The organism is Thermococcus alcaliphilus, assembly GCF_024054535.1.
Taxonomy (GTDB): domain Archaea; phylum Methanobacteriota_B; class Thermococci; order Thermococcales; family Thermococcaceae; genus Thermococcus_A; species Thermococcus_A alcaliphilus.
Map to the genome: position 1 here is coordinate 118,291 of NZ_JAMXLV010000023.1, position 23,246 is coordinate 141,536.

30 protein-coding genes, 1 tRNA gene and 1 pseudogene are annotated in these 23,246 nt (G+C 43.6%); 22 read left to right on the forward strand and 10 right to left on the reverse strand.

What is annotated here, in order from left to right; all coding sequences use genetic code 11:
• Nucleotides 1-17: 17 nt before the first annotated feature.
• Nucleotides 18-1,343: a TldD/PmbA family protein gene (locus NF859_RS09270; protein WP_252743983.1), complete on the reverse strand. Its 1,326-nt coding sequence runs from the start codon at nucleotides 1,341-1,343 to the stop codon at nucleotides 18-20.
• A gap of 5 nt (nucleotides 1,344-1,348) precedes the next feature.
• The gene (locus tag NF859_RS09275) at nucleotides 1,349-2,767 is read right to left on the reverse strand and encodes a TldD/PmbA family protein (RefSeq protein ID WP_252743984.1); all 1,419 of its coding nucleotides are present in this window, start codon (nucleotides 2,765-2,767) and stop codon (nucleotides 1,349-1,351) included.
• Between the two features lie 125 nt (nucleotides 2,768-2,892).
• On the opposite strand from NF859_RS09275, the gene NF859_RS09280 reads away from it, so the two are divergent.
• Nucleotides 2,893-3,408 carry a cob(I)yrinic acid a,c-diamide adenosyltransferase gene (locus tag NF859_RS09280; RefSeq protein ID WP_252743985.1) on the forward strand — a complete coding sequence of 172 codons (516 nt, stop codon included), beginning with the start codon at nucleotides 2,893-2,895 and terminating at the stop codon, nucleotides 3,406-3,408.
• 5 nt (nucleotides 3,409-3,413) lie between these two features.
• The gene (cuyB, locus tag NF859_RS09285; RefSeq protein ID WP_252743986.1) at nucleotides 3,414-4,100 is read left to right on the forward strand and encodes a cysteate racemase; all 687 of its coding nucleotides are present in this window, start codon (nucleotides 3,414-3,416) and stop codon (nucleotides 4,098-4,100) included.
• Here cuyB and corA read toward each other — a convergent pair.
• Both corA and NF859_RS09295 read right to left on the reverse strand, forming a co-directional pair.
• The gene (gene corA, locus NF859_RS09290) at nucleotides 4,095-5,081 is read right to left on the reverse strand and encodes a magnesium/cobalt transporter CorA (RefSeq protein ID WP_252743987.1); all 987 of its coding nucleotides are present in this window, start codon (nucleotides 5,079-5,081) and stop codon (nucleotides 4,095-4,097) included. The two genes, cuyB and corA, sit on opposite strands and share 6 nt — an antisense overlap.
• Before the next feature lie 155 nt (nucleotides 5,082-5,236).
• Nucleotides 5,237-5,620, reverse strand: a complete 384-nt coding sequence (locus NF859_RS09295; RefSeq protein WP_252743988.1) for a DUF302 domain-containing protein — start codon at nucleotides 5,618-5,620, stop codon at nucleotides 5,237-5,239.
• Nucleotides 5,621-5,821: 201 nt separating this feature from the next.
• Here NF859_RS09295 and NF859_RS10730 point away from each other — a divergent pair.
• Nucleotides 5,822-5,947 (forward strand): annotated as a pseudogene (locus tag NF859_RS10730) (type II toxin-antitoxin system CcdA family antitoxin); the annotation flags it as partial.
• Nucleotides 5,948-5,984: 37 nt separating this feature from the next.
• On the opposite strand, the gene NF859_RS09300 reads toward NF859_RS10730, so the two are convergent.
• Nucleotides 5,985-6,061, reverse strand: a tRNA-His gene (locus NF859_RS09300).
• 142 nt (nucleotides 6,062-6,203) lie between these two features.
• Between NF859_RS09300 and taw3 the strand changes: the two genes are divergently transcribed.
• Nucleotides 6,204-6,830, forward strand: a complete 627-nt coding sequence (taw3, locus tag NF859_RS09305; RefSeq protein WP_252743989.1) for a tRNA(Phe) 7-((3-amino-3-carboxypropyl)-4-demethylwyosine(37)-N(4))-methyltransferase Taw3 — start codon at nucleotides 6,204-6,206, stop codon at nucleotides 6,828-6,830.
• Here taw3 and NF859_RS09310 read toward each other — a convergent pair.
• Entirely contained in the window at nucleotides 6,802-7,770 is a 969-nt protein-coding gene (locus tag NF859_RS09310) for a ribose 1,5-bisphosphate isomerase (RefSeq protein WP_252743990.1), read from the reverse strand. The genes taw3 and NF859_RS09310 overlap by 29 nt on opposite strands.
• A gap of 260 nt (nucleotides 7,771-8,030) precedes the next feature.
• Here NF859_RS09310 and NF859_RS09315 point away from each other — a divergent pair, with 260 nt between their 5' ends.
• Both NF859_RS09315 and NF859_RS09320 read left to right on the forward strand, forming a co-directional pair.
• Nucleotides 8,031-9,284: an aminotransferase-like domain-containing protein gene (locus NF859_RS09315; protein ID WP_252743991.1), complete on the forward strand. Its 1,254-nt coding sequence runs from the start codon at nucleotides 8,031-8,033 to the stop codon at nucleotides 9,282-9,284.
• 144 nt (nucleotides 9,285-9,428) lie between these two features.
• Nucleotides 9,429-10,157 (forward strand): helix-turn-helix domain-containing protein, encoded by a 729-nt coding sequence (locus NF859_RS09320; RefSeq protein ID WP_252743992.1) that lies wholly within the window; start codon nucleotides 9,429-9,431, stop codon nucleotides 10,155-10,157.
• Here NF859_RS09320 and NF859_RS09325 read toward each other — a convergent pair.
• Both NF859_RS09325 and NF859_RS09330 read right to left on the reverse strand, forming a co-directional pair.
• A complete protein-coding gene (locus tag NF859_RS09325) occupies nucleotides 10,154-10,942 on the reverse strand; it encodes a 4-phosphopantoate--beta-alanine ligase (protein ID WP_252744051.1) in 789 nt (262 codons plus the stop codon). The two genes, NF859_RS09320 and NF859_RS09325, sit on opposite strands and share 4 nt — an antisense overlap.
• Before the next feature lie 114 nt (nucleotides 10,943-11,056).
• Nucleotides 11,057-11,515: a hypothetical protein gene (locus tag NF859_RS09330; RefSeq protein WP_252743993.1), complete on the reverse strand. Its 459-nt coding sequence runs from the start codon at nucleotides 11,513-11,515 to the stop codon at nucleotides 11,057-11,059.
• 180 nt (nucleotides 11,516-11,695) lie between these two features.
• On the opposite strand from NF859_RS09330, the gene NF859_RS09335 reads away from it, so the two are divergent.
• The 10 genes from NF859_RS09335 to NF859_RS09380 are packed head-to-tail and all read left to right on the forward strand — an operon-like array spanning nucleotide 11,696 to nucleotide 17,883.
• Nucleotides 11,696-12,022 (forward strand): transcription factor S, encoded by a 327-nt coding sequence (locus tag NF859_RS09335; RefSeq protein WP_004069058.1) that lies wholly within the window; start codon nucleotides 11,696-11,698, stop codon nucleotides 12,020-12,022.
• Between the two features lie 11 nt (nucleotides 12,023-12,033).
• A complete protein-coding gene (locus tag NF859_RS09340) occupies nucleotides 12,034-12,204 on the forward strand; it encodes a hypothetical protein (protein WP_252743994.1) in 171 nt (56 codons plus the stop codon).
• Between the two features lie 2 nt (nucleotides 12,205-12,206).
• Complete coding sequence (locus NF859_RS09345) at nucleotides 12,207-12,956, forward strand: DNA polymerase sliding clamp (protein WP_252743995.1); 750 nt, start codon at nucleotides 12,207-12,209, stop codon at nucleotides 12,954-12,956.
• A 30-nt stretch (nucleotides 12,957-12,986) separates the two neighbouring features.
• The gene (locus tag NF859_RS09350; RefSeq protein WP_004069065.1) at nucleotides 12,987-13,547 is read left to right on the forward strand and encodes a DNA replication complex subunit Gins51; all 561 of its coding nucleotides are present in this window, start codon (nucleotides 12,987-12,989) and stop codon (nucleotides 13,545-13,547) included.
• A gap of 9 nt (nucleotides 13,548-13,556) precedes the next feature.
• Nucleotides 13,557-15,455 carry a molybdopterin-dependent oxidoreductase gene (locus NF859_RS09355; protein WP_252743996.1) on the forward strand — a complete coding sequence of 633 codons (1,899 nt, stop codon included), beginning with the start codon at nucleotides 13,557-13,559 and terminating at the stop codon, nucleotides 15,453-15,455.
• A 59-nt stretch (nucleotides 15,456-15,514) separates the two neighbouring features.
• On the forward strand, nucleotides 15,515-15,835 hold the full coding sequence (locus tag NF859_RS09360) for an iron-sulfur cluster assembly protein (protein WP_004069070.1): 321 nt from the start codon (nucleotides 15,515-15,517) through the stop codon (nucleotides 15,833-15,835).
• Between the two features lie 5 nt (nucleotides 15,836-15,840).
• Complete coding sequence (locus NF859_RS09365) at nucleotides 15,841-16,200, forward strand: iron-sulfur cluster assembly protein (RefSeq protein ID WP_087035665.1); 360 nt, start codon at nucleotides 15,841-15,843, stop codon at nucleotides 16,198-16,200.
• Nucleotides 16,190-17,026 carry an aldo/keto reductase gene (locus tag NF859_RS09370; RefSeq protein WP_252743997.1) on the forward strand — a complete coding sequence of 279 codons (837 nt, stop codon included), beginning with the start codon at nucleotides 16,190-16,192 and terminating at the stop codon, nucleotides 17,024-17,026. Before NF859_RS09365 ends, NF859_RS09370 begins: the two co-directional genes overlap by 11 nt.
• A 33-nt stretch (nucleotides 17,027-17,059) precedes the next feature.
• The gene (locus NF859_RS09375; RefSeq protein WP_252743998.1) at nucleotides 17,060-17,299 is read left to right on the forward strand and encodes a LysO family transporter; all 240 of its coding nucleotides are present in this window, start codon (nucleotides 17,060-17,062) and stop codon (nucleotides 17,297-17,299) included.
• Nucleotides 17,296-17,883: a LysO family transporter gene (locus NF859_RS09380; protein WP_252743999.1), complete on the forward strand. Its 588-nt coding sequence runs from the start codon at nucleotides 17,296-17,298 to the stop codon at nucleotides 17,881-17,883. The genes NF859_RS09375 and NF859_RS09380 overlap by 4 nt, the downstream gene beginning before the upstream one ends.
• Here the strand turns inward: NF859_RS09380 and NF859_RS09385 are convergent.
• Nucleotides 17,871-18,437, reverse strand: a complete 567-nt coding sequence (locus NF859_RS09385) for a hypothetical protein (protein WP_252744000.1) — start codon at nucleotides 18,435-18,437, stop codon at nucleotides 17,871-17,873. The genes NF859_RS09380 and NF859_RS09385 overlap by 13 nt on opposite strands.
• A gap of 164 nt (nucleotides 18,438-18,601) precedes the next feature.
• On the opposite strand from NF859_RS09385, the gene NF859_RS09390 reads away from it, so the two are divergent.
• The 6 genes from NF859_RS09390 to NF859_RS09415 all read left to right on the forward strand — a co-directional run bounded on the left by NF859_RS09390 (nucleotide 18,602) and on the right by NF859_RS09415 (nucleotide 22,248).
• Nucleotides 18,602-18,880 (forward strand): 50S ribosomal protein L44e, encoded by a 279-nt coding sequence (locus NF859_RS09390; RefSeq protein WP_004069081.1) that lies wholly within the window; start codon nucleotides 18,602-18,604, stop codon nucleotides 18,878-18,880.
• A gap of 17 nt (nucleotides 18,881-18,897) precedes the next feature.
• A complete protein-coding gene (locus tag NF859_RS09395) occupies nucleotides 18,898-19,089 on the forward strand; it encodes a 30S ribosomal protein S27e (RefSeq protein WP_171814846.1) in 192 nt (63 codons plus the stop codon).
• An 80-nt stretch (nucleotides 19,090-19,169) separates the two neighbouring features.
• Nucleotides 19,170-19,997, forward strand: coding sequence for a translation initiation factor IF-2 subunit alpha (locus tag NF859_RS09400; RefSeq protein ID WP_252744001.1), 828 nt, complete (start codon nucleotides 19,170-19,172; stop codon nucleotides 19,995-19,997).
• Nucleotides 19,994-20,173: an RNA-protein complex protein Nop10 gene (locus NF859_RS09405; protein WP_004069087.1), complete on the forward strand. Its 180-nt coding sequence runs from the start codon at nucleotides 19,994-19,996 to the stop codon at nucleotides 20,171-20,173. Before NF859_RS09400 ends, NF859_RS09405 begins: the two co-directional genes overlap by 4 nt.
• Entirely contained in the window at nucleotides 20,170-20,955 is a 786-nt protein-coding gene (locus NF859_RS09410; RefSeq protein ID WP_252744002.1) for a proteasome assembly chaperone family protein, read from the forward strand. Before NF859_RS09405 ends, NF859_RS09410 begins: the two co-directional genes overlap by 4 nt.
• 27 nt (nucleotides 20,956-20,982) lie before the next feature.
• The gene (locus tag NF859_RS09415) at nucleotides 20,983-22,248 is read left to right on the forward strand and encodes a TIGR00375 family protein (protein WP_252744003.1); all 1,266 of its coding nucleotides are present in this window, start codon (nucleotides 20,983-20,985) and stop codon (nucleotides 22,246-22,248) included.
• Here NF859_RS09415 and galT read toward each other — a convergent pair.
• Entirely contained in the window at nucleotides 22,245-23,225 is a 981-nt protein-coding gene (gene galT, locus NF859_RS09420; RefSeq protein ID WP_252744052.1) for a galactose-1-phosphate uridylyltransferase, read from the reverse strand. The genes NF859_RS09415 and galT overlap by 4 nt on opposite strands.
• Between the last annotated feature and the right edge of the window lie 21 nt (nucleotides 23,226-23,246).

Sequence of the window (23,246 nt, forward strand, 5' to 3'; positions counted from 1 at the left end):
AATTTGCCAAATAAGAATCACTTCGTAGCCTTTGTTATTCCCACATCTTTTACGAGAACGTAGGGAGTAAACACAGGAGTAGCTACTTCCCACCAGTGGATGTGGTAGAGGTCTTTTCCCAATGCTGCAATGCTCTCAAGTATGTGTTGGAAGTTGTCGCTTACCCTTATGTTTCTTATGGGCTTTACTATTTCGCCGTTCTCAATTAAAAACGCCCCGTCCCTTGGAATTGTTGAGAAATCCCCAGTAACATAGTTTTGGAACCTTGTGTACCATACGTTGGTTATGTAGATTCCACGCTTAACCTCGCTGAAGAGCTCCTCCTTTGAATAATCACCGGGCTCTACATAGACGTTCCAAGCTTCAGGCATCAATAAACCTGCGTTTGCTGTGGTTTCCCTCTTATATTTCCTTGCAAAGCTTGTGTTGAGAAGGTAAGTGTTCAGAGTTCCGTTCTCAATGATTGTGGTTTCCCTTGTAGGAACACCCTCATCGTCAAATTTCCTTGTGCCATAGGCGTTTGGCATGTTTCCAACGTCCTTGATTGTTACGATATCGTTTGCAACCTTCTGTCCGAGTTTGCCAACCAAGAAGCTGAACCCAGCCTCTACGGCAAAAGCTGAAGCCATGAAGCTCATGTAGCTCATTAGGTTGGCGAATGCTAGCGGGTCGAATATTACATCAAAAGTCCCAGCTTCGCCTTGAACCGGATTGACGGCCATCTTTGCAATTTCCCCAGCTTTTCTTCCCGCGCTTTCTGGGTCAAACTTTTTGAGAACCCTTACCGAATTAGTCCCATGCCCGCTCTCTTCATCGCCTATAAATGCCCTTATGCTTATCTCTATTCCCGTTCCCTCGTCAAAAGCCTCGACGCCGTTGCTCGTTGTTAGGTAGAGCTTATTGTGATCTGTGTAAAGGACACCTGCGGTTCTCTTTGCCCCCTCCTCAAGGGCAGCGTTTATTGCAGCCTCAACATATTCGTTTGGCTCATCAAGCCCAACTATTGCCTTATCAAAGGTCTCTGGAATGTCTTTGTACTCAAAAGGCCCCTCGGCTATTCCGTAGTAGTCCTCTTTGGGAGCGAGGTTTTTAACGCTCTTCATCAACATCTGAAGGGTTTTTTCTATCGTCTTCTCATCCAGAGCTGTTAAAGTTGTTGAGGCCAATCTCTTCTGGTACTCAACGAAAAGGTTTACCTTTTGCGTATGCCAGTTCTTTGCAACCGTTATTTCGTTGTTGGCAAACCTCACTTGTCTTCTGTTTTGCTCGTAAGCCAATACAACAACATCGCCAAAGCCGAGCTCTTTCGCCTTTTTCAGGATTAGTTCGTTAATCTCGAACATCTTTTTCACCTCCTCAGCACGACATCCCTAAGTCTCGCATGGGCTCCTCCCATCCATACCGGGACTCCCTGTCCTGGTTCACCTTTTCCACATGTGCCCGGATAAAATTCCACTTCCTTTCCAACGGCATCGACGCTGCTCCACAGTCCTTTGGTGGTTATCTCAAGAATTGGTCTCCTTACGGGGTGCTTTATCTCGCCGTTCTCGATTAGGTAAGCCTCTCTACCAATGTACCTCTGCTGGTATCTCCTATCGTCTATGTTCCACTCGTTGAAGCTCACCATGTAGACGCCGAGTTTAACGTCCTCAATAAGCTCCTCGAAGGAATAATCACCTGGAGCCAAGTAAGTGTTTGCCATTCTCACTATCGGCTCGCGGTTGTAGTTAATTGCCCTCGCAGCTGCGTTTGATTTCATTCCAAGATAAGCGGCGTATTCCCTGTTCATGAGAAACTCGTTTATTATACCTTCCCTAATAAGGTACCTTGGTCTTGCTTTGACACCTTCGTCATCGTATAAGTAGAAACCCCAGCTGTTTGGAATCGTTGGGTCCTCTATAACAGTTACGGCTTCACTTCCAATTCTCTCTCCAAGCATTTCCGGCTTCACAAAGCTCTCTCCAGCTTGGGCTGCCTCTCTTCCCATTATTCTGTCGAGCTCATAGGGGTGCCCAACGCTTTCGTGAACTGCTATACCAGCAACTTCTGGGCTTATGACAACATCGACTTTTCCTTCCGGTGGCTTTTGTCCTTCCTTTATTAGCTTTTGAAGGGCTTTGACGTCTTTAACAGCCCACTCCCATGGTTTATCCTTCTCAATAAGCTCAAGCCCACCGGAAAATGCCCTCTGGATGAAGGGAGCCTGCTCCATCTGCCCCTCTTCAAAAACAACAAGGTTGTATGTTACGGAAACCCTTGGGATAAGGCTCTCAACAAGTGCTCCCTCGTTGTTCATGAAAATCTTGTGCCACATGAAGTCCCCATACCTCAAAAAGCGCATTGGTACGTTTACGCCAGTCTCTTTTACCCTCTCCTCGATGAGCTTAAGGTACTCCATCTTTTCTTCAGCACTAACGTCTCTGAAGTCCTTCTTCATTTTCACTTCGTAGAAAACCTGGTGGAAGTCTTCCTCACTGAACTGTATGGGCTTATTTCTTAGTTTTGCCGCAGCTTTTGCGAGCTTTACAGCTTTTTTAACAGCCTCTTCCACGCTTTCCTTTGTTAAGACGTTTGTAGAAGCAAATCCCATCCCGCCGTTCACAAGAACTCTAATACCTATACCTCTATCGGCTAATATTCCAAGCCCTTCTGGGTTGCCGTTTTTCATGACTATCTCCGTTCCATTCTTTTCCTCAAACCTTGCTTCTGCATAACTTGCACCCAGCTCCTGGGCTTTTTCAACGGCAAATTCAACAAGCTCATGCATGTACATCACCTCTAGTTAATGCATATAAAAGTGCTCCCTTGAAGTATAAAATCGTTTCGATGTGCATTGAAGCGAATTGAGAAAAACTGATAAACATTGAACTACAATCTTACTCGGGTGATAGTATGTCAATTACGACCAAAACCGGAGATAAAGGAACAACGGGAATTTTCACTGGAGAGAGAATAGCTAAGTTCTCTCCGATAATAGAGGCCAACGGCACCATCGATGAGCTGAGCTCCTTTTTAGGGGAGGCAAAGCACTATCTCGATGAAGAATTGAAGGAAACTCTCGAGAAGATCCAGGTTGAGCTCTATTCGCTCATGGCTGAGATTGCAAGCAAAGGAGAGTACAAAAAAGTTGGAGAAGAGGAAATAAAGCATTTGGAGGAGCTCATTGAAAAGTTTGAGAGCGAAGTAAAGCTCGAAGGATTCGTTGTTCCTGGTTCAACAATAGCAAGTGCAAAGCTTGACATCTGCAGAACAGTTGCTAGAAGAGCCGAGAGGAGAGTTTCCAAGGTGGTTTTGGAATATGGGATTGGCAAAGATGTTTTGAAGTATCTCAACCGCCTGAGTGATCTGCTCTTTATAATGGCTCGTTATGTTGAGCTTAAAGAGGGAAAGATCAAGTACGTAAAGTGATTGATATGGAGAAGGTCATAGGGATTTTAGGCGGGATGGGCCCTCTTGCCACTGTGGATCTCTTTAAGAGAATAGTACTCAAAACTCCCGCAAAGAAGGATCAAGACCATCCAAGAATAATTATCTACAACAACCCTAAGATTCCCGATCGAACTGATTATATTCTCGGAAAAGGCGAAAATCCACTTCCAGAACTCATTGACAGCGCAAAAAAACTTGAGAAGTGGGGGGCAGATTTTATAATCATGCCCTGCAATACCGCTCATTACTTTGCGGATGAGATTCAAAAGGCCATCAAGATACCGCTGATAAACATGATAGAGGAGACCGCATCTTATGTAGAAGCCTTGGGCGTGAAAAGGGTAGGCATCCTTGCAACGACGGGCACGATAGTGAGTGGAATTTATCAAAAAGCCCTCGAAAAGAGAGGAATTGAAGCGCTCATTCCCTCTGGAGGGGATCAGGAAAAAGTCATGAAAGCTATCTATGAAGGAGTAAAGGCCGGGGATATAGAACTCGGAAGAAAACTGCTTCTCGAGGTCGCAAAAAAACTTGAAAAGGATGTTGAAGCTATAATAGCTGGATGTACGGAAGTAAGTGTAGCTTTAAAGCCGGAAGATCTAAGCGTTCCCCTCGTAGATCCCATGGATATACTGGCTGAAAAGGCCGTGAAACTTGCCCTTGGTTTATAACCATCCTTTCTTTTTGAAATAATAGAGCATTCCGAGGGCTATTATGAGCATAGCCAGAAGTGTGGCCGGATAGCCATAGTACCAGTTGAGCTCGGGCATGTTGTAGGGGGAGACATGTGTATTGAAGTTCATTCCATATATACCTGTTATGAATGTTAGGGGTATGAAGATCGTAGATACTACTGTGAGAATCCTTATGATGTCGTTTGTTTTCATGGAGAGGGTGGAGTAGTAGATATCGATCAAACCATTGGCCATTTCTCGGTGGTTTTCAATAATATCGAGGATTTCCATAACGTGTTCATGGAGTTCTTCCAGGTATTTCTGCGTTTCTTCACCGAAGAATTCTTTTCCCTCCAACCTTAGCCGTCTAAAGATCTCCAACAGAGGAAATATTGTTCTCCTCACAAACAGTATCCTTCTCCTAATTCCGTGTATCTTTCGAAGCACTTCTTTGTCTCCGTCTTTTAGGACTTTGGTTTCTATGACCTCCATTTGCGAGCTGATGTTTTCTAGAATTGGAACGTAGTTTTCAACTATTGCATCGAGAAGTGCAAAGAGTAGGTAATCCGCGCCTTTTTTTCTAAAAATTCCTTCTCCGTGCCTTATGCTTTCCCTAATTGTGTTAAACACATCGCCAGGCCGTTCCTGCATTGTTATGACGAAGTTATCTTTTAGAAAAACCGCGGTTCTCTCTTTTTTCAGGCCCCCCTTCAGCTCGTAGACCTGATGAAGTAAAACAAAAATATGGTCTTTTAGAATGGAAACCCTTGCCCGGGTCTTTGCTCTAAGAATTGACTTAATAGCAACTTCATGAAAGTTGAAGATTTCTTTAAGCTCTTGGAGATAAGCAATTCCGTCTATGTTTACCCAAACTACCTTGTAATCTTTGTATTTGAGGACATCTTTGACCGTTTTGACCCTCTTTTCCTCAAATTTGTCTTCTGAATATGCAAAGACTGTTATCTTTGCCTCATCCATTATGAACACCACGACGAAAGCCACTAATTTGGATTTCGCTATAATGGTAATTATAGTTTTCTCTCTTCAGAATCATTGGGTAAGCATTTAGTTTAGCCCAAGTAAGCTCTAAAAACCTGGCATAAAAATTTTCAAAGAAAAAGAGAATTTGACCTTTACATTCCGGTAGTTGTCCTGAATCCAATCTCCTTAAGAGTTTCAATAACCTTCTTGAAGGGCTCCTCCATGACCTCTTCGTCCCAGTACTCTTCTGGAACTCCTAGAACGGCATGAACTTTTCCATCATTCTCGTAGAGAAGCAAGTGACAGGGGGCAACGACGCCGATGTTTTTGTTCCTCCGGTAGAGGTCGTAGAACACTTTTGGATTGCAGAGGCCGAGAGTCTTGTACTTTGGCATTTCAATACCAAGCTTGTTCCTGACGACTTCGGTGAAGTTCTGCTCCCAAACAATTCCAAAACCGGCTTTTGGCATGGCTTCCTTGACTTTTGCCTCAGCTTCCTCAAAGTTACCCTCAAACACGAACCTCTCCTCGATCATTTTACTAACACCCCTTGGTTTTAGCACATTTGTTATTCAAACTGAGGGACAATAAAAAACAGCAATTGCGAACTTTATAACTTTTTTGGGTAAGCCTTGTACTTTTATCCCAATTAATGCGTGAAAAATTCTTCAAAATAATAACATTTAGGTGCAAATAATTATGTCAATGTCGGGTTTGAGGCTACTACACTCGCAAAGATGGGTATTTACACGGGTGATGTACAGAAGCGTTCAAGGAAGCGGAATGTGACGGTGACAGTTCGGGCTGATTTGGTGGAGTTTGCAAAGAAGGAAGGCATTAACATGTCGAGGTTGCTGGAAGAAGTTTTAAAAGCGTTTTATTCTGGGAGAAGGGTGATTCTGGGGCCGGGGCCGGGATTTGAACCCGGGCTAGGGGATCCACAGTCCCCTGTGCTAACCAGGCTACACCACCCCGGCCATGTCCACTTTAGCTATCTGGGATATCTTTATAAACTTTTCGCCAAAATATGCTCAAAAAGTGCTAAGAATGGATTAATGACCAATTAGCCGTCTTAGAAAAAGTTTACTGGGGAGAATTGTCTTCAGAGGTGAGCTGGAGATGAGAGCAAAAAGAGAAGCCTTGAAGACACTCTTCACCGCAATAAAAGAGGGTAGGGTTGATAGTGACATAGTAGATTTACTCATGCTCATTAACTCAATAAAAGGAGTTTACACAACGAGCTCATGTTCTGGGAGGGTGGGAATAATCGAAGAGCCCAAAATAGGGGCTAAACCTTTATCAAGATGGCTCATTAAGAAACACGCCCTAATAACATTTGAAGAGGCAAAAAATAGCTTAAAAGCTGCACAAAAAGGAGTAATATTCCTTAAAGCCCAGCCTCCAATTTTTCACATAGTCGGAGAAAATGTAGAAATCGGGAAAAAGCTTCACGAAATCGGTCTTTCTTCGGGCTTTAAGTACACCACCTTCAAAGCTCTAAACAAAGAACGAGTATTAGTAGAGATAAATGGTACTGAATACTTAACCGTTCCACTTGGCAGGGATGGGAGAATATTAATAAGCGACGAATACCTTGAGTTTTCAATTAATCTGGCAAATGAGATGCTTAAGCGGAGCAAATCAAGGCTACCACGACTTGAGAAGAACTTCAAAAAACTGAAAGAGGAGCTTGGGGAAGACGAGCTTTTCTACGAGCTCAATCCTCCCATGGCTCGGTATATTTGAGTGCCCATCCGAATTCTTCTTTTAGTATGTCTATTGCCGCATATGGAGGGATAACAGACTTTTCGGTAATTATAACGTCTATGTACTCTGGTGGTGTGACATCAAAGGCAGGGTTCTTAACAACGATGTTTTTAGGCCATGTGTCAAGCTCTTCTTTCGGAACAACCTCATAAGGATCTCTCTCCTCTATTTCAACTAGCTGTCCCAAGAGTGTCTCTGGATGGAACTTATATGTTTCTGCTGCTATCATAACCCATACCCTATGTTCTTTTGCCGTTAAAGCTACCAGAGCAGTTCCTACTTTGTTGATAACGGCACCGTTAGCTGTTATTGAATCTGCACCCATGACCACCTTGTCGGTCATTTTCATGTAATGCCTCGCTGCCCCATCAACGACGTAGATAACCGGGATTCCCGCTTCAGCAAGCTCTTTAGCGGTAATTTTTCCTTGATATCTTGGCCTTGTTTCAGTGACAATGACCTTGATATCCTTCCCTTCTTCCCATGCTTTTTTCATAACCCCAACAGCAGCCTTCGAGTGGCAGTGGGTCATTATAATGTCTCCATCTTCAATTCTCTTTGCACCAAACTCGGCTATTCTTTTAACGGCGTTTTCTGAGTTGTGTATGAACTCCTTTGCTGAATTGATCACTATGAACTTGAGCTCCTCTAAATCTGCACCGCTATTGTATGCCACCTTTGCACGATATGTGACGTATCTGAGGGCATTTGGAAGAGAAACGGCGGTGGGTCTTGTGTGGTATAAAATTCTCGCTGCTTCTTTAATTTCCTCCCAGAGTTCATCTGCAGTCTTTGCTTTGCTGTTTTCAGCTTGTAATTGTAGAGCATATGCAGCGGATCTTGCTATTTTTCCTGCTCCCCTTATTTCCATCGTCTTTATCTTCTCCGCTATCTCTAAAACCTCTTTTATTACGGGCATTTCAATCCCCCCATTATAATCTTAATTCCCCAGATGGGTTTATATAGCTCACTCCTATCGTTTCAATTTCTGTTCGTTGATGTTTTTATATGTTCCTTGATGTACATAAACTTATTGTATTCCGAATCTTTACAAACATAAAGGGTATTTCCGACCAACGCCGAAAGCTTTATATTTAATTGCCACAAAACTATCAATGCATAAAATAGGATACGTGTTCACTTTAGTACATTAAATAAATTGTACGGAGGAAGATTAAGATGGAGCTTGAGAAAAGGCTTAAGGAGAAATTGGAGGCACCAACTTTGGATTATGAAAAATACTTCTCGGAAAAGGCTCTTGGGATGAAGGCTTCAGAAATTAGGGAGCTTTTAAAGCTCGTTGAGACTTCGGATGTGATCTCACTTGCTGGCGGTCTTCCAGCGCCTGAAACCTTCCCGGTGGAGATAATTGGGGAAATCACTAAGGAGGTTCTTGAAAAGCACGCAGCTCAGGCACTTCAATATGGAACCACTAAAGGTTTTACTCCTTTGAGGCTTGCATTGGCCGAATGGATGAGAAAGAGATACGATATCCCTATCTCCAAAGTAGATATTATGACCACAAGTGGCTCACAGCAAGCTCTTGACCTAATCGGTAGGGTCTTCATAAATCCGGGAGATATTATTGTAGTTGAAGCCCCAACTTACCTTGCTGCCCTTCAAGCTTTCAAGTACTATGAGCCCGAATTTGTTCAGATACCTCTTGACGACGAGGGAATGAACGTTGACCTTCTTGAGGAGAAATTACAGGAGCTGGAAAAAGAAGGGAAGAAAGTGAAGATAGTCTACACAATTCCAACTTTCCAAAACCCAGCGGGCGTAACAATGAATGAAAAGAGAAGAAAAAGGCTCCTTGAGCTTGCAAGTCAATACGACTTTATAATAGTTGAAGACAACCCCTATGGGGAGCTCCGCTACTCTGGTGAGCCGGTAAAGCCCATTAAGGCATGGGACGAAGAGGGTAGGGTTATATATCTCGGAACGTTCTCCAAGATACTTGCCCCAGGATTTAGAATTGGATGGATAGCTGCAGAGCCCCATTTCATAAGAAAACTCGAGATAGCCAAGCAGAGCGTTGATCTCTGTACAAACACCTTCAGCCAAGTTATAGCGTGGAAGTACGTAGAGGGAGGATATTTAGATAAGCACATACCGAAGATAATTGAATTCTACAAACCAAGGAGAGATGCAATGCTAAAAGCCTTGGAAGAGTTCATGCCTGAAGGCGTTAAGTGGACAAAGCCGGAAGGCGGAATGTTCGTTTGGGCAACTCTTCCCGAGGGAATTGACACAAAACTTATGCTTGAGAAGGCCGTTGCAAAAGGCGTCGCGTATGTTCCGGGAGAGGCTTTCTTTGCCCACAGGGATGTTAAGAACACAATGAGGCTTAACTTCACCTATGTTCCAGAGGAGAAGATTAGAGAAGGTATAAAAAGGCTTGCCGAGACAATAAAGGAGGAAATGAAGAAATAGCAAAGGTTATTAATGAAAAGTTCCAATTACCTCTGCCCGGGGAGCACCGCCGAAGGCGGAGTCGATGAACTCGGGCGGGTTATTACCCCCTTTCTATAGGCAATTGCCGAAAAACTTATAACAACTTAATGTGAGGAATTAATTATGTTGGAGAAAGAGAAGGAAGCTCTGGCAAAAAGAATTGCTGGGGAAATAACCCTATCTTCAGATCCCGGAAAGACCATGAGAAAGTGGAGAGAAATATTTGGCATAAGTCAGACTGAACTTGCCGAGTTTCTTGGCGTATCTTCTTCGGTGATCAGCGATTATGAAGGTGGTAGAAGAAAAAGCCCTGGTGCTTCCACGATTAGGAAATTCGTTGAGGCTCTCCTCGAAATAGATGAGAAGAGAGGAGGGAATGTCATAAGGGCTTTTAGCAGGACTATAGGTAGTGATCTCCCCACAAATGCTATTCTCGACATAAGGGAGTTTGCCTTTCCCGTTACAGTTGCCGATATAGTTACTGCGGTAAAGGGAGAGATTGCTGCAAATGAAGATCTTCTTGGAAGGAAAATTTATGGTTATACCGTTATAGACAGCATACAGGCCATTTTGGAAATGAGCAGTGACGAATTTTTGAAGCTCTACGGGTGGACCACTGAAAGAGCGTTAGTCTTCACCAAAGTGACCACGGGAAGGAGTCCAATGATCGCCATAAGAGTTCAAGGATTAAAACCAGCGGTAGTTGTCCTCCATGGAGTCAAAAAGCTTGATGAACTCGCTGTAAAAATAGCGGAGAGGGAGAGAGTTCCTCTGGTTATATCAAAAGCTAAAGACGAAAACGAGCTAATTGTAAACCTAAGAGCTCTAGTAGAAAAAGCTGAAAAAATTTAAAGATTTTCTCTCCTCCAAACACCTTCTTCGGCTAGTTTCTCTAGTCTAGACTTCATATGAATTAAAACCTCACTGAGTACCTTTCCGTTGTCGTATTCCGCCACTATCTTTTCGAGTTCTTTCCTATGGAGTTCTTTCATTTCCTTGGCCAGCTCGATCATTCTTGGGTATGCCCTTACTATGTTGTCAACTATAGTGATGTCCGCCATTCTTGCGCTCCGTGAGAGAGGATTCAAATCAACTGTTATAACGAACTTGCCCATCTTTACGAGTGCTTCCGTTCTGTCTCCATCCTCCAATGGTACAACGACAACGTCTGCCTTCCATATGCCGTTCTCATCAACTTTGCCTCTTTCGCTTTCTAGGTTTGGGATTCTTTTGGTTGGGTTTATGCCGAGAAGCTCAATTTCCGGGTCGTATCTTCTGAGCTCTTCCGCTATTGCCCTAACCCTTTCCTCTGTCCGGTAGAAGAGGTTTATCTCAAGTTTTGCATTGAGAGCCTTTGCAAGCTCTATTGTTTCCTTTGGAACCAGCGCTGCCACGTTTCCATTTACTGAAAGTACCGGATGCTCAGCTAGGAGGAGTTTTGCAATTGCGGCTTTCATGGCTTTTTCTGCCGGTTCGATGGTAGTTTCTCCGATAAGGTAATCAAAAGCTTCTCCCCTTCCATGGGCAATTAACCCTGCTGTAGCTAAAATGCCCTTTTCAAGAGCTTCCTCCAGTTTATGCCTGTAATAAAGGCTCCAGTACCTAGGATGAGACTTTGGGACAAAAAATTTTGCCATTTTTATCACCGAAGGGATATAAGAGAAAGAAAATAAAAGTCTTTTCTTATCTCTTCAGACGCCTCTAGAGGAGTGAAGCCATAGTGAAGATCACAATTACTAAAAACCTTTAGGTTACCACTGTCTTCTTCTGTCCCCCAAGAAGACTTTCATAAAACCTGAGAATTCCTCGCCCCTAAAGTCCTCGTAGAGCTTTTGAGTTTCTTCCTCGCTTAGCCACTCCATATCATCGGGAATGCCTTCAAAGAAATCGTAGTAAATCTCATTACCTTTCCTCGCCACATTTATGGTGTAAATTTTCTTCTTAAGTTCTTGGGCGATTTTTATCTCCCTGCTAACGAGAGAAGTGAATTTACCAACTATCCCAATAGCAACAAATATCTCTGCATCTTTTATCATGTGGTGTGTGGGCTTTAGCCCATAATCTGAAGGAAGTATAAAGTTGTTCGAATTAAGCCTCTCCTCAATAACCCTCAGCAGCGTCCTTTCGGTTTGGGTATGGTAAATAATCGTAGGCTCGCTCACATATATCAAGGCACCATATTTCCTCTTCTTCTTGAAAAATTTGAACATTTTCTACACCTCAGGTGGGGATAAAACGTCGTCACCATTCGGCTGGGATGACACTCATCATCGGTTGTTCTTATTTTTGAGTTTTAGCGTGATCTTAAAAACTCTTCCCTTTGTGCCCCCAACATAGCAAAACTTTTTATTTCGATCTAGGCAATTTTGTCTTAGATTGGGGGTGAGAGAATGAAATTCTGTCCAAAATGTGGGAGCATAATGCTGCCAGATAAGAAGAAGGGAGTCTTTGTGTGCAGGAAATGTGGATATGAGGAACCTCTTGATCCAGAGACGGCAAACAGATACAAAATAACCCAAAAGGTCAAGCACGAGAGAGAAGACATCCCCGTTATTGAGCAGGACATAGCTACACTTCCAAAAGTAAAGATAACCTGTCCAAAGTGTGGCAACGATGAAGCCTACTGGTGGGAAATGCAGACAAGGGCTGGAGATGAGCCTTCAACGATCTTCTACCGCTGTACAAAGTGCGGCTACACATGGAGAAGCTATGAATAGCGGTGAAATTCATGGAGAAACTTGAAATAGAAGTGCTTAAACGTCTTGTAGAAAAAGCTTTAAAGGAGTTAGACGAAGCATATAGAAGGATACCCGATGTGAACAATGGAAAAACTTATTTATGGAGAGGTAAAGAAAGAATAAGGTTGATGGCTAAAATTCTCAACGATATGGAGGGATAAAGATGCCGTTCGAGATAGTTTTTGATGGGGCAAAGGATTTTGCAAGCTTGATTGACACAGCAAGTAATTTAATCGATGAGGCAGCCTTCAAAGTTACAGAGGAAGGCATATCAATGAGGGCCATGGATCCAAGCAGAGTTGTTTTGATTGACCTCAACCTCCCCGCCGGGATCTTCAGCAAATACGACGTCGAAGGAGAAGAAACTATCGGCGTTAACATGGATCACTTCAAGAAAATCCTCAAGAGAGGAAAGAGCAAAGACATCCTTGTCCTTAAGAAGGGAGAAGAGAACTTCCTTGAGGTAACCCTTGAGGGAACTGCAAAGAGAACCTTTAGGCTGCCGCTCATTGAAGTTGAGGAGCTTGAGCTTGAACTCCCCGAATTACCCTTCACTGTAAAAGCAGTCGTTCTCGGTGAGGTTCTTAAGGAGGCAGTTAAAGATGCCTCCCTTGTTAGTGACTCCATAAAGTTTATTGCCAAAGAGAATGAGTTCATTATGAGGGCCGAGGGAGAGACTCAAGAAGTTGAGATAAGACTCACACTTGAAGACGAAGGCTTACTCGACCTTGAAGTTGAAGAAGAAACTAGGAGCGCCTATGGTGTCAGCTACCTCGCGGATATGGTGAAAGGAATCGGAAAAGCTGACGAAGTCGTTCTCAGATTCGGAAACGAAATGCCCCTCCAGATGGACTATCCAATTAGGGACGAAGGAAGGCTTACGTTCTTGCTTGCTCCGAGAGTTGAGGAGTGACCTCCTCATACTATTTTTTAGGTGGTTAAATTGGATCTCGCAAAGCTCAGGGAACTTCTGGAGATGGAGTTATCTTCAAATGAATTAACTTCCTTAGATGAGGAGTTTTACAAAGAGTTCGACAGCCTTGTAAAGGCATTAAAGCTTAGGGCAGAGTCTTCCAAGGAGAGGGGAGAAGAAATCGAGGAAAGATTGTATCTTGCAGAGATGAACGTCGCAGAAAAGCTCATCAAGGAGATACTTCGCATAAGGCTTCATAAAATAGTGGACATGGTCTTTGAAGGAAGACCACATAACCTTGTTGGTGAAGAAAGGAAGATCTTCTCCATTCTTCTGGCGTTTGTAAACAGGGAGCATATCCCCATGGAAGACATTGAAATAGTTGAAGAAGAAGTCGAAGAAAAAATTCCGGAAAGTGGAAAACAGATTTGGGAGGCTTACCTTATTCTCGAAGATATTCCAAAGGTCATGGACGAACGCTTGAGGGAATATGGGCCCTTTAAGGCAGGAGATCTAGTTACTCTTCCGAGAACCCTTGGACATGTTCTAGTTCAGAGAGAAGCGGCTAGAAGGGTGAGCATTTCCCATTAGGTGTTTCCAATGTTCAGCGTTTGTATGAGGGACTGCTACGACACCTGTGCAATTATAAGCGAGCTTAGAGATGGAAAGCTTTTTGTTAAGGGGAATCCGGATCATCCAATAACGAGGGGCTTTTTGTGTCCGAAGGGCGCTCTCCTGCCAAAGTGGTTCCACAGCGAAGAGCGGTTAAAAAAGCCGCTAATGAGGGAAACACTGAAGGATAAATTCAGAGAGGTAGAATGGGAGGAAGCAATCAAAGCTGTTGCAGACAAGTTGAAAGAAACAATAGAAAACTATGGAAGCGAAAGTGTTCTTGTTTATAACTATGCCGGCGATAGAGGGGTTGTTAATTATGCCTTCCCGTTGAGGCTTTTCCATTATCTCAACACTGCAATGCTCGATTATGGAATATGCGATAGAGCCGGTCAAGAGGCTTTAAAAGACATCTATGGGACTGCTGTGGGGATGGATCCAGAAGATCTCAAGAACCAAAAGCTTATCGTGTACTGGGGGATAAATGCATTTTGGACGAATCTCCATGGATTCATGCTTGCGAAAAAGTACAACCTCGAAAAATGGGTTGTTGATGTCGTTAAAACAGAGACTGCAAAAAGGAGCGAAAAGTTTTTCCAGATAAGGCCCAACACAGATGCTCTGTTTGCCTTGGGAATTGCAAAAGTAATCGTTGAAAACGAACTCTACGATAAGGACTTTGTAAGAGAAAACGTTTACGGGTTTGAAGAGTTTACGGAATACCTTAAAAAGATAAACTTAGACTTTGTAAGCGAGGAAACCGGAATTGGAAGGAAGAGAATAGAGGAGTTTGCCTTCGAGTATTCCGAGAAGAGAGGAGTTATCCACATCGGATATGGTTTTCAGCGCTCCCTCAATGGCGGGGAGGCCGTGAGGGCTGTTTCTATTCTCCCAGCTCTTGTGGGACATAAGTTTGGCTTTATCTACGATATGAAAACAATCAATAAAAGCTATGCAGAGGGAGCTTTTCTAAGAACAAAACCGGTCAAGAGAATACCCCAGATGAAGCTTGCCGAATACATAGAGAATGGTGAGATTAAGTTCCTCCACATATACAATGCTAATCCTCTGGCTTCACTTCCGAATCAGAACAGATTAAGAAGTGCCATAATAGAGAACGATGTGTTTGTCGTGACTCATGACATCTTTTTAACTGATACAGGCCTTTATTCTCATGTGGTTTTACCTGCGAATACGTTCTTTGAGAGGTTTGACATTGCCGATTCCTATTATCACCGCTATGTTGCATTAAACGAGCCTGTGACGAGGCTCTATGGGAAGAGCAACAGTGAAGTAACTAGAATGCTCGCTAAAGCCATGGGTATAGAGAATCCCTACCTTTATGAAAGCGATGAAGAGGTTGTGAGAAAGGTCTTGGAGATGAACGGTTTAAGCTTGGAGGAGCTCAAAAAGAAAGGCTTTGTAAAAGTTGAAGCAAAGGAGAGAAAATACGACACCCCAAGTGGGAAGATAGAGTTCTACTCTCAGAGGGCTCTTAAGCGTGGTCTTTCACCTTTCCCCAAGTATAAACCGCTGAAAGGAAAAGGGCTCCAGCTTTTGAGTCCAACGTGGAAGCTGACAATCACAAGCCAGTATCACAACACCTACAATATAATTGACCCTCACCTCTACATTAACCCCAAGGATGCTAAGGTGAGAGGCATCAAGGAGAACGATGAAGTGGAGGTTTTCAACGAATACGGAAAAATAAAAACGGTGGCGAAGATTAGCGAAGACGTTCCCGAAGGAGTCGTGATTCTCTACAAGGCATTCTGGGTTCGGCTGCTCGGCTGGAATGTGAACTTCCTTACAAGCGATGAGACCGTTGAGAAATATGGAAACGCCTCAGCTTTTCATTCGACCTGGGTAGAGGTGAAAAAGGTTTAACCAAATTTGTCCAAAAATGTTTTTATGTATTCTCTCCAATTTTTAAGTGGTGAGGAAAAATGAAAGTTTATAGAAAGGATAGGGAGTATCCCCAAGAATACAAAGAAGTTCTCGAGGAGTTAAGCACTGTTATTGATCCAATAAGCACGATGAATATACTGGATGCTGGTCTTCTGGCGGGGCTTGACGTTAGTGATAACACCCTCAAGATATGGCTAGCTGTGGAGAGCAACGCCTACTACAACATGATTGGGGGCGCTGCAATAGCTCATTCAAAGATAATTGGTGATATAATGGAACGCTTTGCCCTTGTGAAGTTTCCAAGGGTTTACATATATGACATGAAAAACAATCTTCTTGCAAAATTTGAGAAGAAGTGAGGAAGATGGGATTTCTAGATTTCCTTAAAGAAAAACCTAGAGGGACCCTAAAGGAGCTTCCTCCTGAGGTTAAAGATGTTGTGGAGGAGCTTAGAAAAGTTAGAGACCCTGAAACGGAACTTAATATAGTGGATGAAGGTTTAGTGTATGGCCTAACTGTGGAGAATGAAAAGGTTATGGTATGGCTTCTCTTAGCTAGAACCACTCCCGAGTGTCACTTTTGTCAGGCGATTGCCATGAACGTACAGAAGAGGATTATTAGAGACATCATTGAAGTATTAAGGGAAAAAGGTTTTAGGAGCGTTAAAGTGTATAATGAAATTGGACTTTTACTTGAGGAATGGAGGGATAAAAATGAGGGTTAAGGCGTTTAATGATCTAAAAAGAATTGGAGATGACAAGGTTACAGCCATTGGAATGGGTACATGGGGGGTAGGAGGCTGGGAGAGCCCGGACTACTCAAGGGATAAAGAGCACATAGAGGCTCTTAGATACGGGCTTGAACTCGGGATGAACCTCATAGACACAGCGGAATTTTATGCCTCTGGCCACAGCGAAGAGCTCGTTGGGAAAGCCATAGAGGGCTTTGAAAGGGAAGATATTTTCATAGTGAGCAAAATCTGGCCCACCCATTTTGGATACGAGAGTGCCAAAAAAGCAGCAAGGGCAAGTGCAAAGAGACTGGGCACTTACATAGACCTCTATCTCCTTCACTGGCCTACTGAAGACTTTAGGAAAATAGAAGAAACTCTTCATGCCCTTGAAGAACTCGTCGATGAAGGTCTCATCAGATACATTGGCGTTAGCAACTTCGACCTTGAACTTCTCAAGAGGAGTCAGGAGGTTATGAGGAAATACGAAATTGTGGTAAATCAAGTAAAATACTCTCTAAAAGACCGAAGACCAGAAGAGAGCGGCTTACTGGAATACATGAAGAGAGAGGGCATTACGTTGATGGCATATACCCCATTGGAAAAGGGAACCCTAGCCAGAAACGAGTGTTTGGCAGAGATAGGGAAAAAATACAACAAAACCGCCGCTCAAGTTGCATTAAACTGGCTCATATGGAAGGAAAACGTTGTCGCAATTCCAAAAGCGACAAACAAGGAACACATTAAGGAGAACTTCGGTGCAATGGGATGGAGACTGAGCAAAGAGGATTACGAAAAAGCCCTCGAATGTGTCCGGTAGTTTTATTAATATTTATGTACCTTAAGTTAAGACATGAACATCTTCATCCCCCTTGTACTGGGCGTCTTTGTAGGTTATCTGCTTAGGAGTAGAATAAAGTTTAGCATGGACAGACCGATGAGTATTGCTTTGCTGTTTTTGATATTTTTCATGGGTGTTGAAGCGGGCAGAGTGGAAATAGATGCTCTCCAGCTTCTCATTTCTTCCCTTGTGTTTGCCTCTTTTACAATACTTGGAAGTCTTTTCATAGCGCTGCTGGGGGTGAGGGAGTGAGTTTTCTCTATCTGGTAATCTCATCCCTCCTCCTTGGCATGCTCGTTGGAAGATACACGAGCTTAGAGTTTGGCAACCTCTACGAGCTCATGCTCTATCTCCTCATCTTCATTATAGGCATCGACATTGGAAAGAGCAAGGGATTAAGAGAAGAGCTTAAACGACTTGGCAAAATGGCTCTTTTACTTCCTGCATCAACTGTTTTGGGATCATTGATCGGCGGTTTAGCTGCTTCTCTCCTTTTGAAGGTTCCTCTCAAATGGGGATTAGCTATTTCTGCCGGTTTTGGATGGTACTCTCTCACAGGTCCTCTCTTGGCAACTTATTCTCCGATATATGGGGTAATTGGATTTCTGGCAAACTTAACAAGGGAAATTCTAACGATTATTTTCTATCCCCTGGCAATAAAGAAGATTTCAAAAGAGAAAGCGATAGTCATGGGGGGTGCAACGACCATGGATACAACCCTTCCACTGATGGCAAAATTTGGGGGAACGGAAATAACCCTTCTTGCTTTTGTACATGGGTTTATTTTAACGGCAATAGCTCCCTTCTTGATTCCTCTAATCCTTCAACTTTTGTAGTGCTCTAGGAGCTTTTCAAGCATCTTTTTATGCTGTTCTTTGTTGTTTTTGATGTCCTTTGCGATTCCCTTTAGCACTGGGTGCTTGGCTTTCTCCGAAAGTTTCTCATAGTTCATTATGAGGGCTTCCTTGTTCTTTATGTATTCCCTTAACTTCTCCTTAATCTCTTCCATGAGCTCCGCTGGTACTACAGGTTCGCCTGGGAATTCTCCGAAATACTCCTCTAAAATTTCATCTGTGGGGATTTTAGTGCCAATAGCGTTTACTTCCCTTGGAAGAATTATTGTTGGCACTCCCGGAAAGAGGACAGCTGTTCCCAGTTCTACTTCTTCCTCTGGGGTGTACTCTCTCACAAGCTCTTCAACTTCCTGATAAGCCTTTTCCAGAGCTTCGGAGATGTGCTTGTGCAGTGTTTCGTCTATGGTCAGCTTTAGAAGAAAGTTTCGTAAGTCTGCATATTCTGGATCTTTGAGCTTTTTAAGGAGTTTTTTGTAGCTCTCGAGTTCTTTTTCCTCCAGCCCTTTAATCTCATGAAGGAGCTCTTCCAGCGTCATTGCCCCTCACCCCCGATTTTTAGTAACATTTTGTATTTAAAAATTTTTCTGAGCTTCCAAAAACGTTTTAAAGGGTTCTATGTTAGGGGTTCTCGGACTGTCATGGGTTCATGCTCGGGGGTGTCCGTAAAGGAACCTACCGGGCGTGTTAGGGAGGTGGAAAGATGAAATACCCAAAGCAGATAAGGACATACTGCCCGTTTTGTAAGAAGCACACAGTTCACAAGGTAGAAAGAGTGAAGAAGAGACCTAGGAGTGAGCTTAGTGCGGGTCAGAGAAGATTCAGGAGAATCCTTAAGGGTTACAAAGGTTTCCCAAGGCCAAACCCAAGTGGAAGGGAAAAGCCAGTGAAGAAGCTTGACCTTAGGTTTAGGTGCACAGAGTGCGGAAAGGCACACACAAGAGGCGAAGGATTTAGAGTAAAGAAGTTTGAACTTGTGTGAGGTGAGAGAAGATGGCAATGCCCAAGAACCTCATTCCAATGCCAAGATCAAGATTCCTCAGAGTTAAGTGCATTGACTGTGGAAACGAGCAAATAGTTTTCAGCCACCCAGCCACAAAAGTACGCTGTTTAGTTTGCGGTTCAACTCTCGTCGAACCAGCTGGTGGAAAGGGGATCATAAAGGCAAAGATTCTCGAAGTTCTTGAATGATCTCTCTTATTTTTCTCCAAAACCTTAAAAAACCTCATACAACTACCTTTATTAGGTAAAATTTTTGGGAGATGGTGAAAATGCCGAGGAGAGCTAGAGAATTTCCTGAGGAAGGAGAGTTTGTTGTGGCTACCGTTAAGAGCATCCACCACTATGGTGCGTTCTTGACACTTGACGAGTATCCCGGAAAGGAAGGTTTCATGCACATAAGCGAAGTTGCTCCGACTTTTGTGAGAAACATTAGGGATTACCTTAAAGAAGGCCAGAAGATTGTGGCAAAGGTTATACGCGTTGATCCAAGTAAGGGTCATATAGATTTAAGCCTCAAAAGGGTCAAGCAACAGGAGAGGAAGGCAAAGCTTCAGGAGTTCAAGAGGGCTCAAAAAGCAGAGAACCTCTTAAAGATGGCGGCTGAAAAACTCGGCAAGGACTTTGAGACAGCTTGGAGAGAGGTTTGGGTACCACTTGAGGAGGAGTATGGAGAGGTTTATGCGGCATTTGAAGACGCCGCTCAAAATGGCATTGAAGTTCTTAAAGGTCTTATTCCAGATGAATGGTTACCGGTTCTTGAGGAGATAATAAAGAACTACGTTGAAATTCCAACCGTCACAATAGATGCGGAGTTTGAAATAAGTGTCCCGACTCCTAACGGCATTGAAATCATAAAAGAAGCCCTTATAAGAGCCAGAGATAGGGCGAATGAAGAGCAGGGAATAGAGGTTAAGTTCAGCTATCTCGGTGCACCGAGGTACAGGATAGACATTACAGCCCCGGACTACTATAAAGCCGAAGAAGTGCTAGAAAAGATAGCCTCGGAGATACTTCAGGTCATAAAACAAGCCGGTGGGGAAGCCTCTCTCATAAGGAAGGAAAAGAAGATAAGGAAGATAAAGAGGAGAGAGGCATGAGGTTTAGAATTAAAAAATGTCCAAAATGCGGTAGATACACACTAAAAGATATTTGCCCGGTTTGTGGAGAAAAAACTAAATCGGCTCATCCTCCTAAGTTTTCCCCGGAGGATCCGTACGGGGAGTATAGGAGGAGACTTAAGAGGGAACTACTTGGTATTGGGGTGAAAAAATGAAGGAAACGATGATAGTTGTTTATGAAAAGCCCGACATATACGACCCGGTCTTTATTGAAGGTCTCCCGGGAATTGGTTTAGTTGGTAAGCTGGCTGCAGAACATTTAATTCAAGAACTTAAGGCAAAGAAATTCGCTGAGCTTTACTCTCCTCACTTCATGCACCAAGTCATAGTGAAAAAAGATTCGACAGTAGATTTGATGAGAAATGAGTTCTATTACTGGAAGAGTCCCGATGATGAGCATAGGGATTTGATAATAATCACCGGAGACACTCAAGTACCTCCAACCGACAGCTACGGCCACTTTGAAGTTGTTGGAAAGATGCTTGACTTTGTGGAGCAGTTCGGAACAAGGGAGATAATTACCATGGGAGGTTACCAGGTTCCAGAGCTTGAAAGGGAGCCAAGGGTTTTAGCCTCTTTCACCGATTTGGAAACAAAGGAGAAATACAAACACCTACCTGTTGTGTTCAGGGAAGACGAAGGAGGGGCAATAGTCGGAGCAGCAGGTTTGCTCTTGGGCATAGGAAAGCTCAGAGGAATGAGAGGAGCATGCTTCCTTGGAGAAAGCCTTGGTTACATAGTGGATGCGAAAGCTGCCAAAGCAGTTCTAAGCGTCGTTGCACAGGTTCTCAATTTAGAGATAGACATGAGCGCTCTCGATGAGAGGGCAAAAGAAACCGAAGAGATCCTTAGAAAGGTTCAAGAAATGCAGAGGGCGATGTTTGAGCAGCAGCTTCCACAACCAGGCCATGAGGAAGAAGATAGAGGCTACCTTTGATTTTTCCTTTTCTTTTGAGGTGCTTTTATGATAGTTGATGCTGATCTGCACATCCACTCCCGCTATTCCAAGGCGGTCTCAAAGTTGATGACCTTCCTTATTTTAGCAGAAAACGCAAAGCTCAAAGGTCTTGGAATTGTAGGCACTGGAGATATTCTAAATCCTCAATGGGAGAAGGAGCTTTTAAAAGCTGCTCAAAAAGTTGATGAGGGAAGTTATGAAATAAAAGGTGTGAGATTTCTCCTTACGGCTGAGGTTGAAGATAACAGAAGAGTTCATCACCTCCTGATTTTTCCCTCTATTGACGCGGTAAGAGAGATGCGTGAAAGGCTCAACCCCTACTCGAAGGATATTAAAACCGAAGGAAGGCCGCACGTAAATTTAAGCGCCGCTGAAATAGCGGATTTAGCAAATGAGCTTGACGTTTTGATAGGCCCGGGACATGCCTTTACCCCATGGACAGCTCTCTACAAGGAGTACAACAGCCTTAAAGAGGCATATGGCGACGCTAAGGTTCACTTCCTTGAGCTAGGGCTTTCTGCCGATTCCTACATGGCCGACAGGATAAAGGCTCATCACAAGCTCACCTATTTAAGCAACTCCGACGCTCATTCTCCAATGCCCCATAGACTTGGGAGGGAATTCAACCGCTTTGAGATTGAAGATGCGACGTTTGATGAAGTTAGAAAGGCTATCTTAAAGCGGGGAGGGAGGAAGATAATCCTCAACGCCGGACTTGATCCAAGGTTGGGCAAGTACCATCTAACAGCCTGCTCAAAGTGCTACACCAAATACAGGCTTGAGGATGCGAAGAGATTAAACTGGAGATGTGAGCTTTGCGGGGGAGTTATAAAGAAGGGAGTTCACGATAGAATTCTTGAGCTTGCCGATACAAATGAAAAGCCAAAGGACAGACCTCCTTACCTCCATTTGGCTCCCCTTGCGGAGATAATAGCCATGGTTCTCAACAAAGGTGTTGAAACCAAAGCTGTCAAAAGTGTATGGGAAAGGCTGCTTAGGGAGTTCGGCAGTGAAATTGCCGTTTTGGTTGATGTTCCGATAAAAAGCATAGCCGAGCTGATTGGGGAAGAGATAGCCAAGGCAATTTGGGCGTTCAGAAATGAAAAGCTTATCGTAATTCCTGGTGGAGGGGGCAAATACGGAGAAATTAAGCTCCCGGAAGAGATAAAGAAAGCTAAGCTTGAAGAAATTGAGAGCGTAGAAATAAAGCAGGAAGAAATCTACTACAAACCGAAACAGAGCTCGATTTTGAGCTTCTTGAAGAAAACTTAAAGACATCTACCCTCCGCATTTAATCTTTTAATGACTCTTCTGCAGGCCTCTTTAAGCTTTTCCGCATTCTCCTCTGGGATACCATCATAAGTGAACTCCCATGTGCCCAATTCAATACCTGCAGTGTATTTGATCTTTCTGTTGTCCCTTAGGATTGGGTAGAACTCGATGTGCAGGTGGTAGAAGGAGTATTTCCCTTTAAACGGTGCCTGGAAGACCATCATCGCGTAGGGCATGTCTCTCTCTAAGACTTCATTTAGGCTTCCAGTAGCAACTTGAAGCACATCGGCTAAATTTCTCGTCTCTTTGCTGTTAAGCTGGGTTAAATACTGAACGTGCCTCTTTGGATACACATGGATTTCAAAAGGCCAGCTGGCAAAGAAGGGCATGAACGCAATGAAGCTTTCGTTTTCATAGATAGCTCTTTCTTCATTGGCTTCCTCCTTAAGTATTCTACAAAATAGACATTCTCCAAAGCGGTGGTAGTAGTTCCTTGAGTTTTCGATTTTTAATCTCGCCTTGAGCGGGATAAAGGGAAGCGCGTAGAGCTGACCGTGAGGGTGAGTTAAGCTAACTCCTATCTCTTCGCCTTTGTTGCGAAAGATTGCGAGATAAGCCACTCTGGAGTTTTCCATGAGCTTGGCAGTTACCTCCCTCCATAGCTCTACGACTTTTGTCATCTGCTTCTTCGGAAGCTCGTCGAGATCCCTCAGTTCGTGTTCAGGGGTTTCTACTATAACACTGCACTGTCCTATTGCCCTCGCCTTTATGTAAAACTCCTCCTGCTCCGGCTTTGGAGCATCAAAAGACAGCATGGGGAATCTATTTGGTAAAAGAAGAACCTCCCAGCCGTAACCAGTCTCCTCAGTGCCGGGACAGAAAGGACAAAAGTCTCTAGGCCTCCAAGGCCGGTTCCTCCTAACGGCGGAAACCATGATCCACTGCCCGGTTAAAGGATTATATCTGAGCTCGCGCATAACCATCACAATAGATTTAAG

Excerpts from the sequence above, each read along its gene's own strand:
- NF859_RS09270 (WP_252743983.1), bottom strand. The coding sequence starts at position 1,343 with ATGTTCGAGATTAACGAACTAATCCTGAAAAAGGCGAAAGAGCTCGGC.
- NF859_RS09275 (WP_252743984.1), bottom strand. The coding sequence starts at position 2,767 with ATGCATGAGCTTGTTGAATTTGCCGTTGAAAAAGCCCAGGAGCTGGGT.
- NF859_RS09280 (WP_252743985.1), top strand. The coding sequence starts at position 2,893 with ATGTCAATTACGACCAAAACCGGAGATAAAGGAACAACGGGAATTTTC.
- cuyB (WP_252743986.1), top strand. The coding sequence starts at position 3,414 with ATGGAGAAGGTCATAGGGATTTTAGGCGGGATGGGCCCTCTTGCCACT.
- corA (WP_252743987.1), bottom strand. The coding sequence starts at position 5,081 with ATGGATGAGGCAAAGATAACAGTCTTTGCATATTCAGAAGACAAATTT.
- NF859_RS09295 (WP_252743988.1), bottom strand. The coding sequence starts at position 5,620 with ATGATCGAGGAGAGGTTCGTGTTTGAGGGTAACTTTGAGGAAGCTGAG.
- taw3 (WP_252743989.1), top strand. The coding sequence starts at position 6,204 with ATGAGAGCAAAAAGAGAAGCCTTGAAGACACTCTTCACCGCAATAAAA.
- NF859_RS09310 (WP_252743990.1), bottom strand. The coding sequence starts at position 7,770 with ATGCCCGTAATAAAAGAGGTTTTAGAGATAGCGGAGAAGATAAAGACG.
- NF859_RS09315 (WP_252743991.1), top strand. The coding sequence starts at position 8,031 with ATGGAGCTTGAGAAAAGGCTTAAGGAGAAATTGGAGGCACCAACTTTG.
- NF859_RS09320 (WP_252743992.1), top strand. The coding sequence starts at position 9,429 with ATGTTGGAGAAAGAGAAGGAAGCTCTGGCAAAAAGAATTGCTGGGGAA.
- NF859_RS09325 (WP_252744051.1), bottom strand. The coding sequence starts at position 10,942 with ATGGCAAAATTTTTTGTCCCAAAGTCTCATCCTAGGTACTGGAGCCTT.
- NF859_RS09330 (WP_252743993.1), bottom strand. The coding sequence starts at position 11,515 with ATGTTCAAATTTTTCAAGAAGAAGAGGAAATATGGTGCCTTGATATAT.
- NF859_RS09335 (WP_004069058.1), top strand. The coding sequence starts at position 11,696 with ATGAAATTCTGTCCAAAATGTGGGAGCATAATGCTGCCAGATAAGAAG.
- NF859_RS09340 (WP_252743994.1), top strand. The coding sequence starts at position 12,034 with ATGGAGAAACTTGAAATAGAAGTGCTTAAACGTCTTGTAGAAAAAGCT.
- NF859_RS09345 (WP_252743995.1), top strand. The coding sequence starts at position 12,207 with ATGCCGTTCGAGATAGTTTTTGATGGGGCAAAGGATTTTGCAAGCTTG.
- NF859_RS09355 (WP_252743996.1), top strand. The coding sequence starts at position 13,557 with ATGTTCAGCGTTTGTATGAGGGACTGCTACGACACCTGTGCAATTATA.
- NF859_RS09360 (WP_004069070.1), top strand. The coding sequence starts at position 15,515 with ATGAAAGTTTATAGAAAGGATAGGGAGTATCCCCAAGAATACAAAGAA.
- NF859_RS09365 (WP_087035665.1), top strand. The coding sequence starts at position 15,841 with ATGGGATTTCTAGATTTCCTTAAAGAAAAACCTAGAGGGACCCTAAAG.
- NF859_RS09370 (WP_252743997.1), top strand. The coding sequence starts at position 16,190 with ATGAGGGTTAAGGCGTTTAATGATCTAAAAAGAATTGGAGATGACAAG.
- NF859_RS09375 (WP_252743998.1), top strand. The coding sequence starts at position 17,060 with ATGAACATCTTCATCCCCCTTGTACTGGGCGTCTTTGTAGGTTATCTG.
- NF859_RS09385 (WP_252744000.1), bottom strand. The coding sequence starts at position 18,437 with ATGACGCTGGAAGAGCTCCTTCATGAGATTAAAGGGCTGGAGGAAAAA.
- NF859_RS09390 (WP_004069081.1), top strand. The coding sequence starts at position 18,602 with ATGAAATACCCAAAGCAGATAAGGACATACTGCCCGTTTTGTAAGAAG.
- NF859_RS09395 (WP_171814846.1), top strand. The coding sequence starts at position 18,898 with ATGCCCAAGAACCTCATTCCAATGCCAAGATCAAGATTCCTCAGAGTT.
- NF859_RS09400 (WP_252744001.1), top strand. The coding sequence starts at position 19,170 with ATGCCGAGGAGAGCTAGAGAATTTCCTGAGGAAGGAGAGTTTGTTGTG.
- NF859_RS09405 (WP_004069087.1), top strand. The coding sequence starts at position 19,994 with ATGAGGTTTAGAATTAAAAAATGTCCAAAATGCGGTAGATACACACTA.
- NF859_RS09410 (WP_252744002.1), top strand. The coding sequence starts at position 20,170 with ATGAAGGAAACGATGATAGTTGTTTATGAAAAGCCCGACATATACGAC.
- NF859_RS09415 (WP_252744003.1), top strand. The coding sequence starts at position 20,983 with ATGATAGTTGATGCTGATCTGCACATCCACTCCCGCTATTCCAAGGCG.
- galT (WP_252744052.1), bottom strand. The coding sequence starts at position 23,225 with ATGCGCGAGCTCAGATATAATCCTTTAACCGGGCAGTGGATCATGGTT.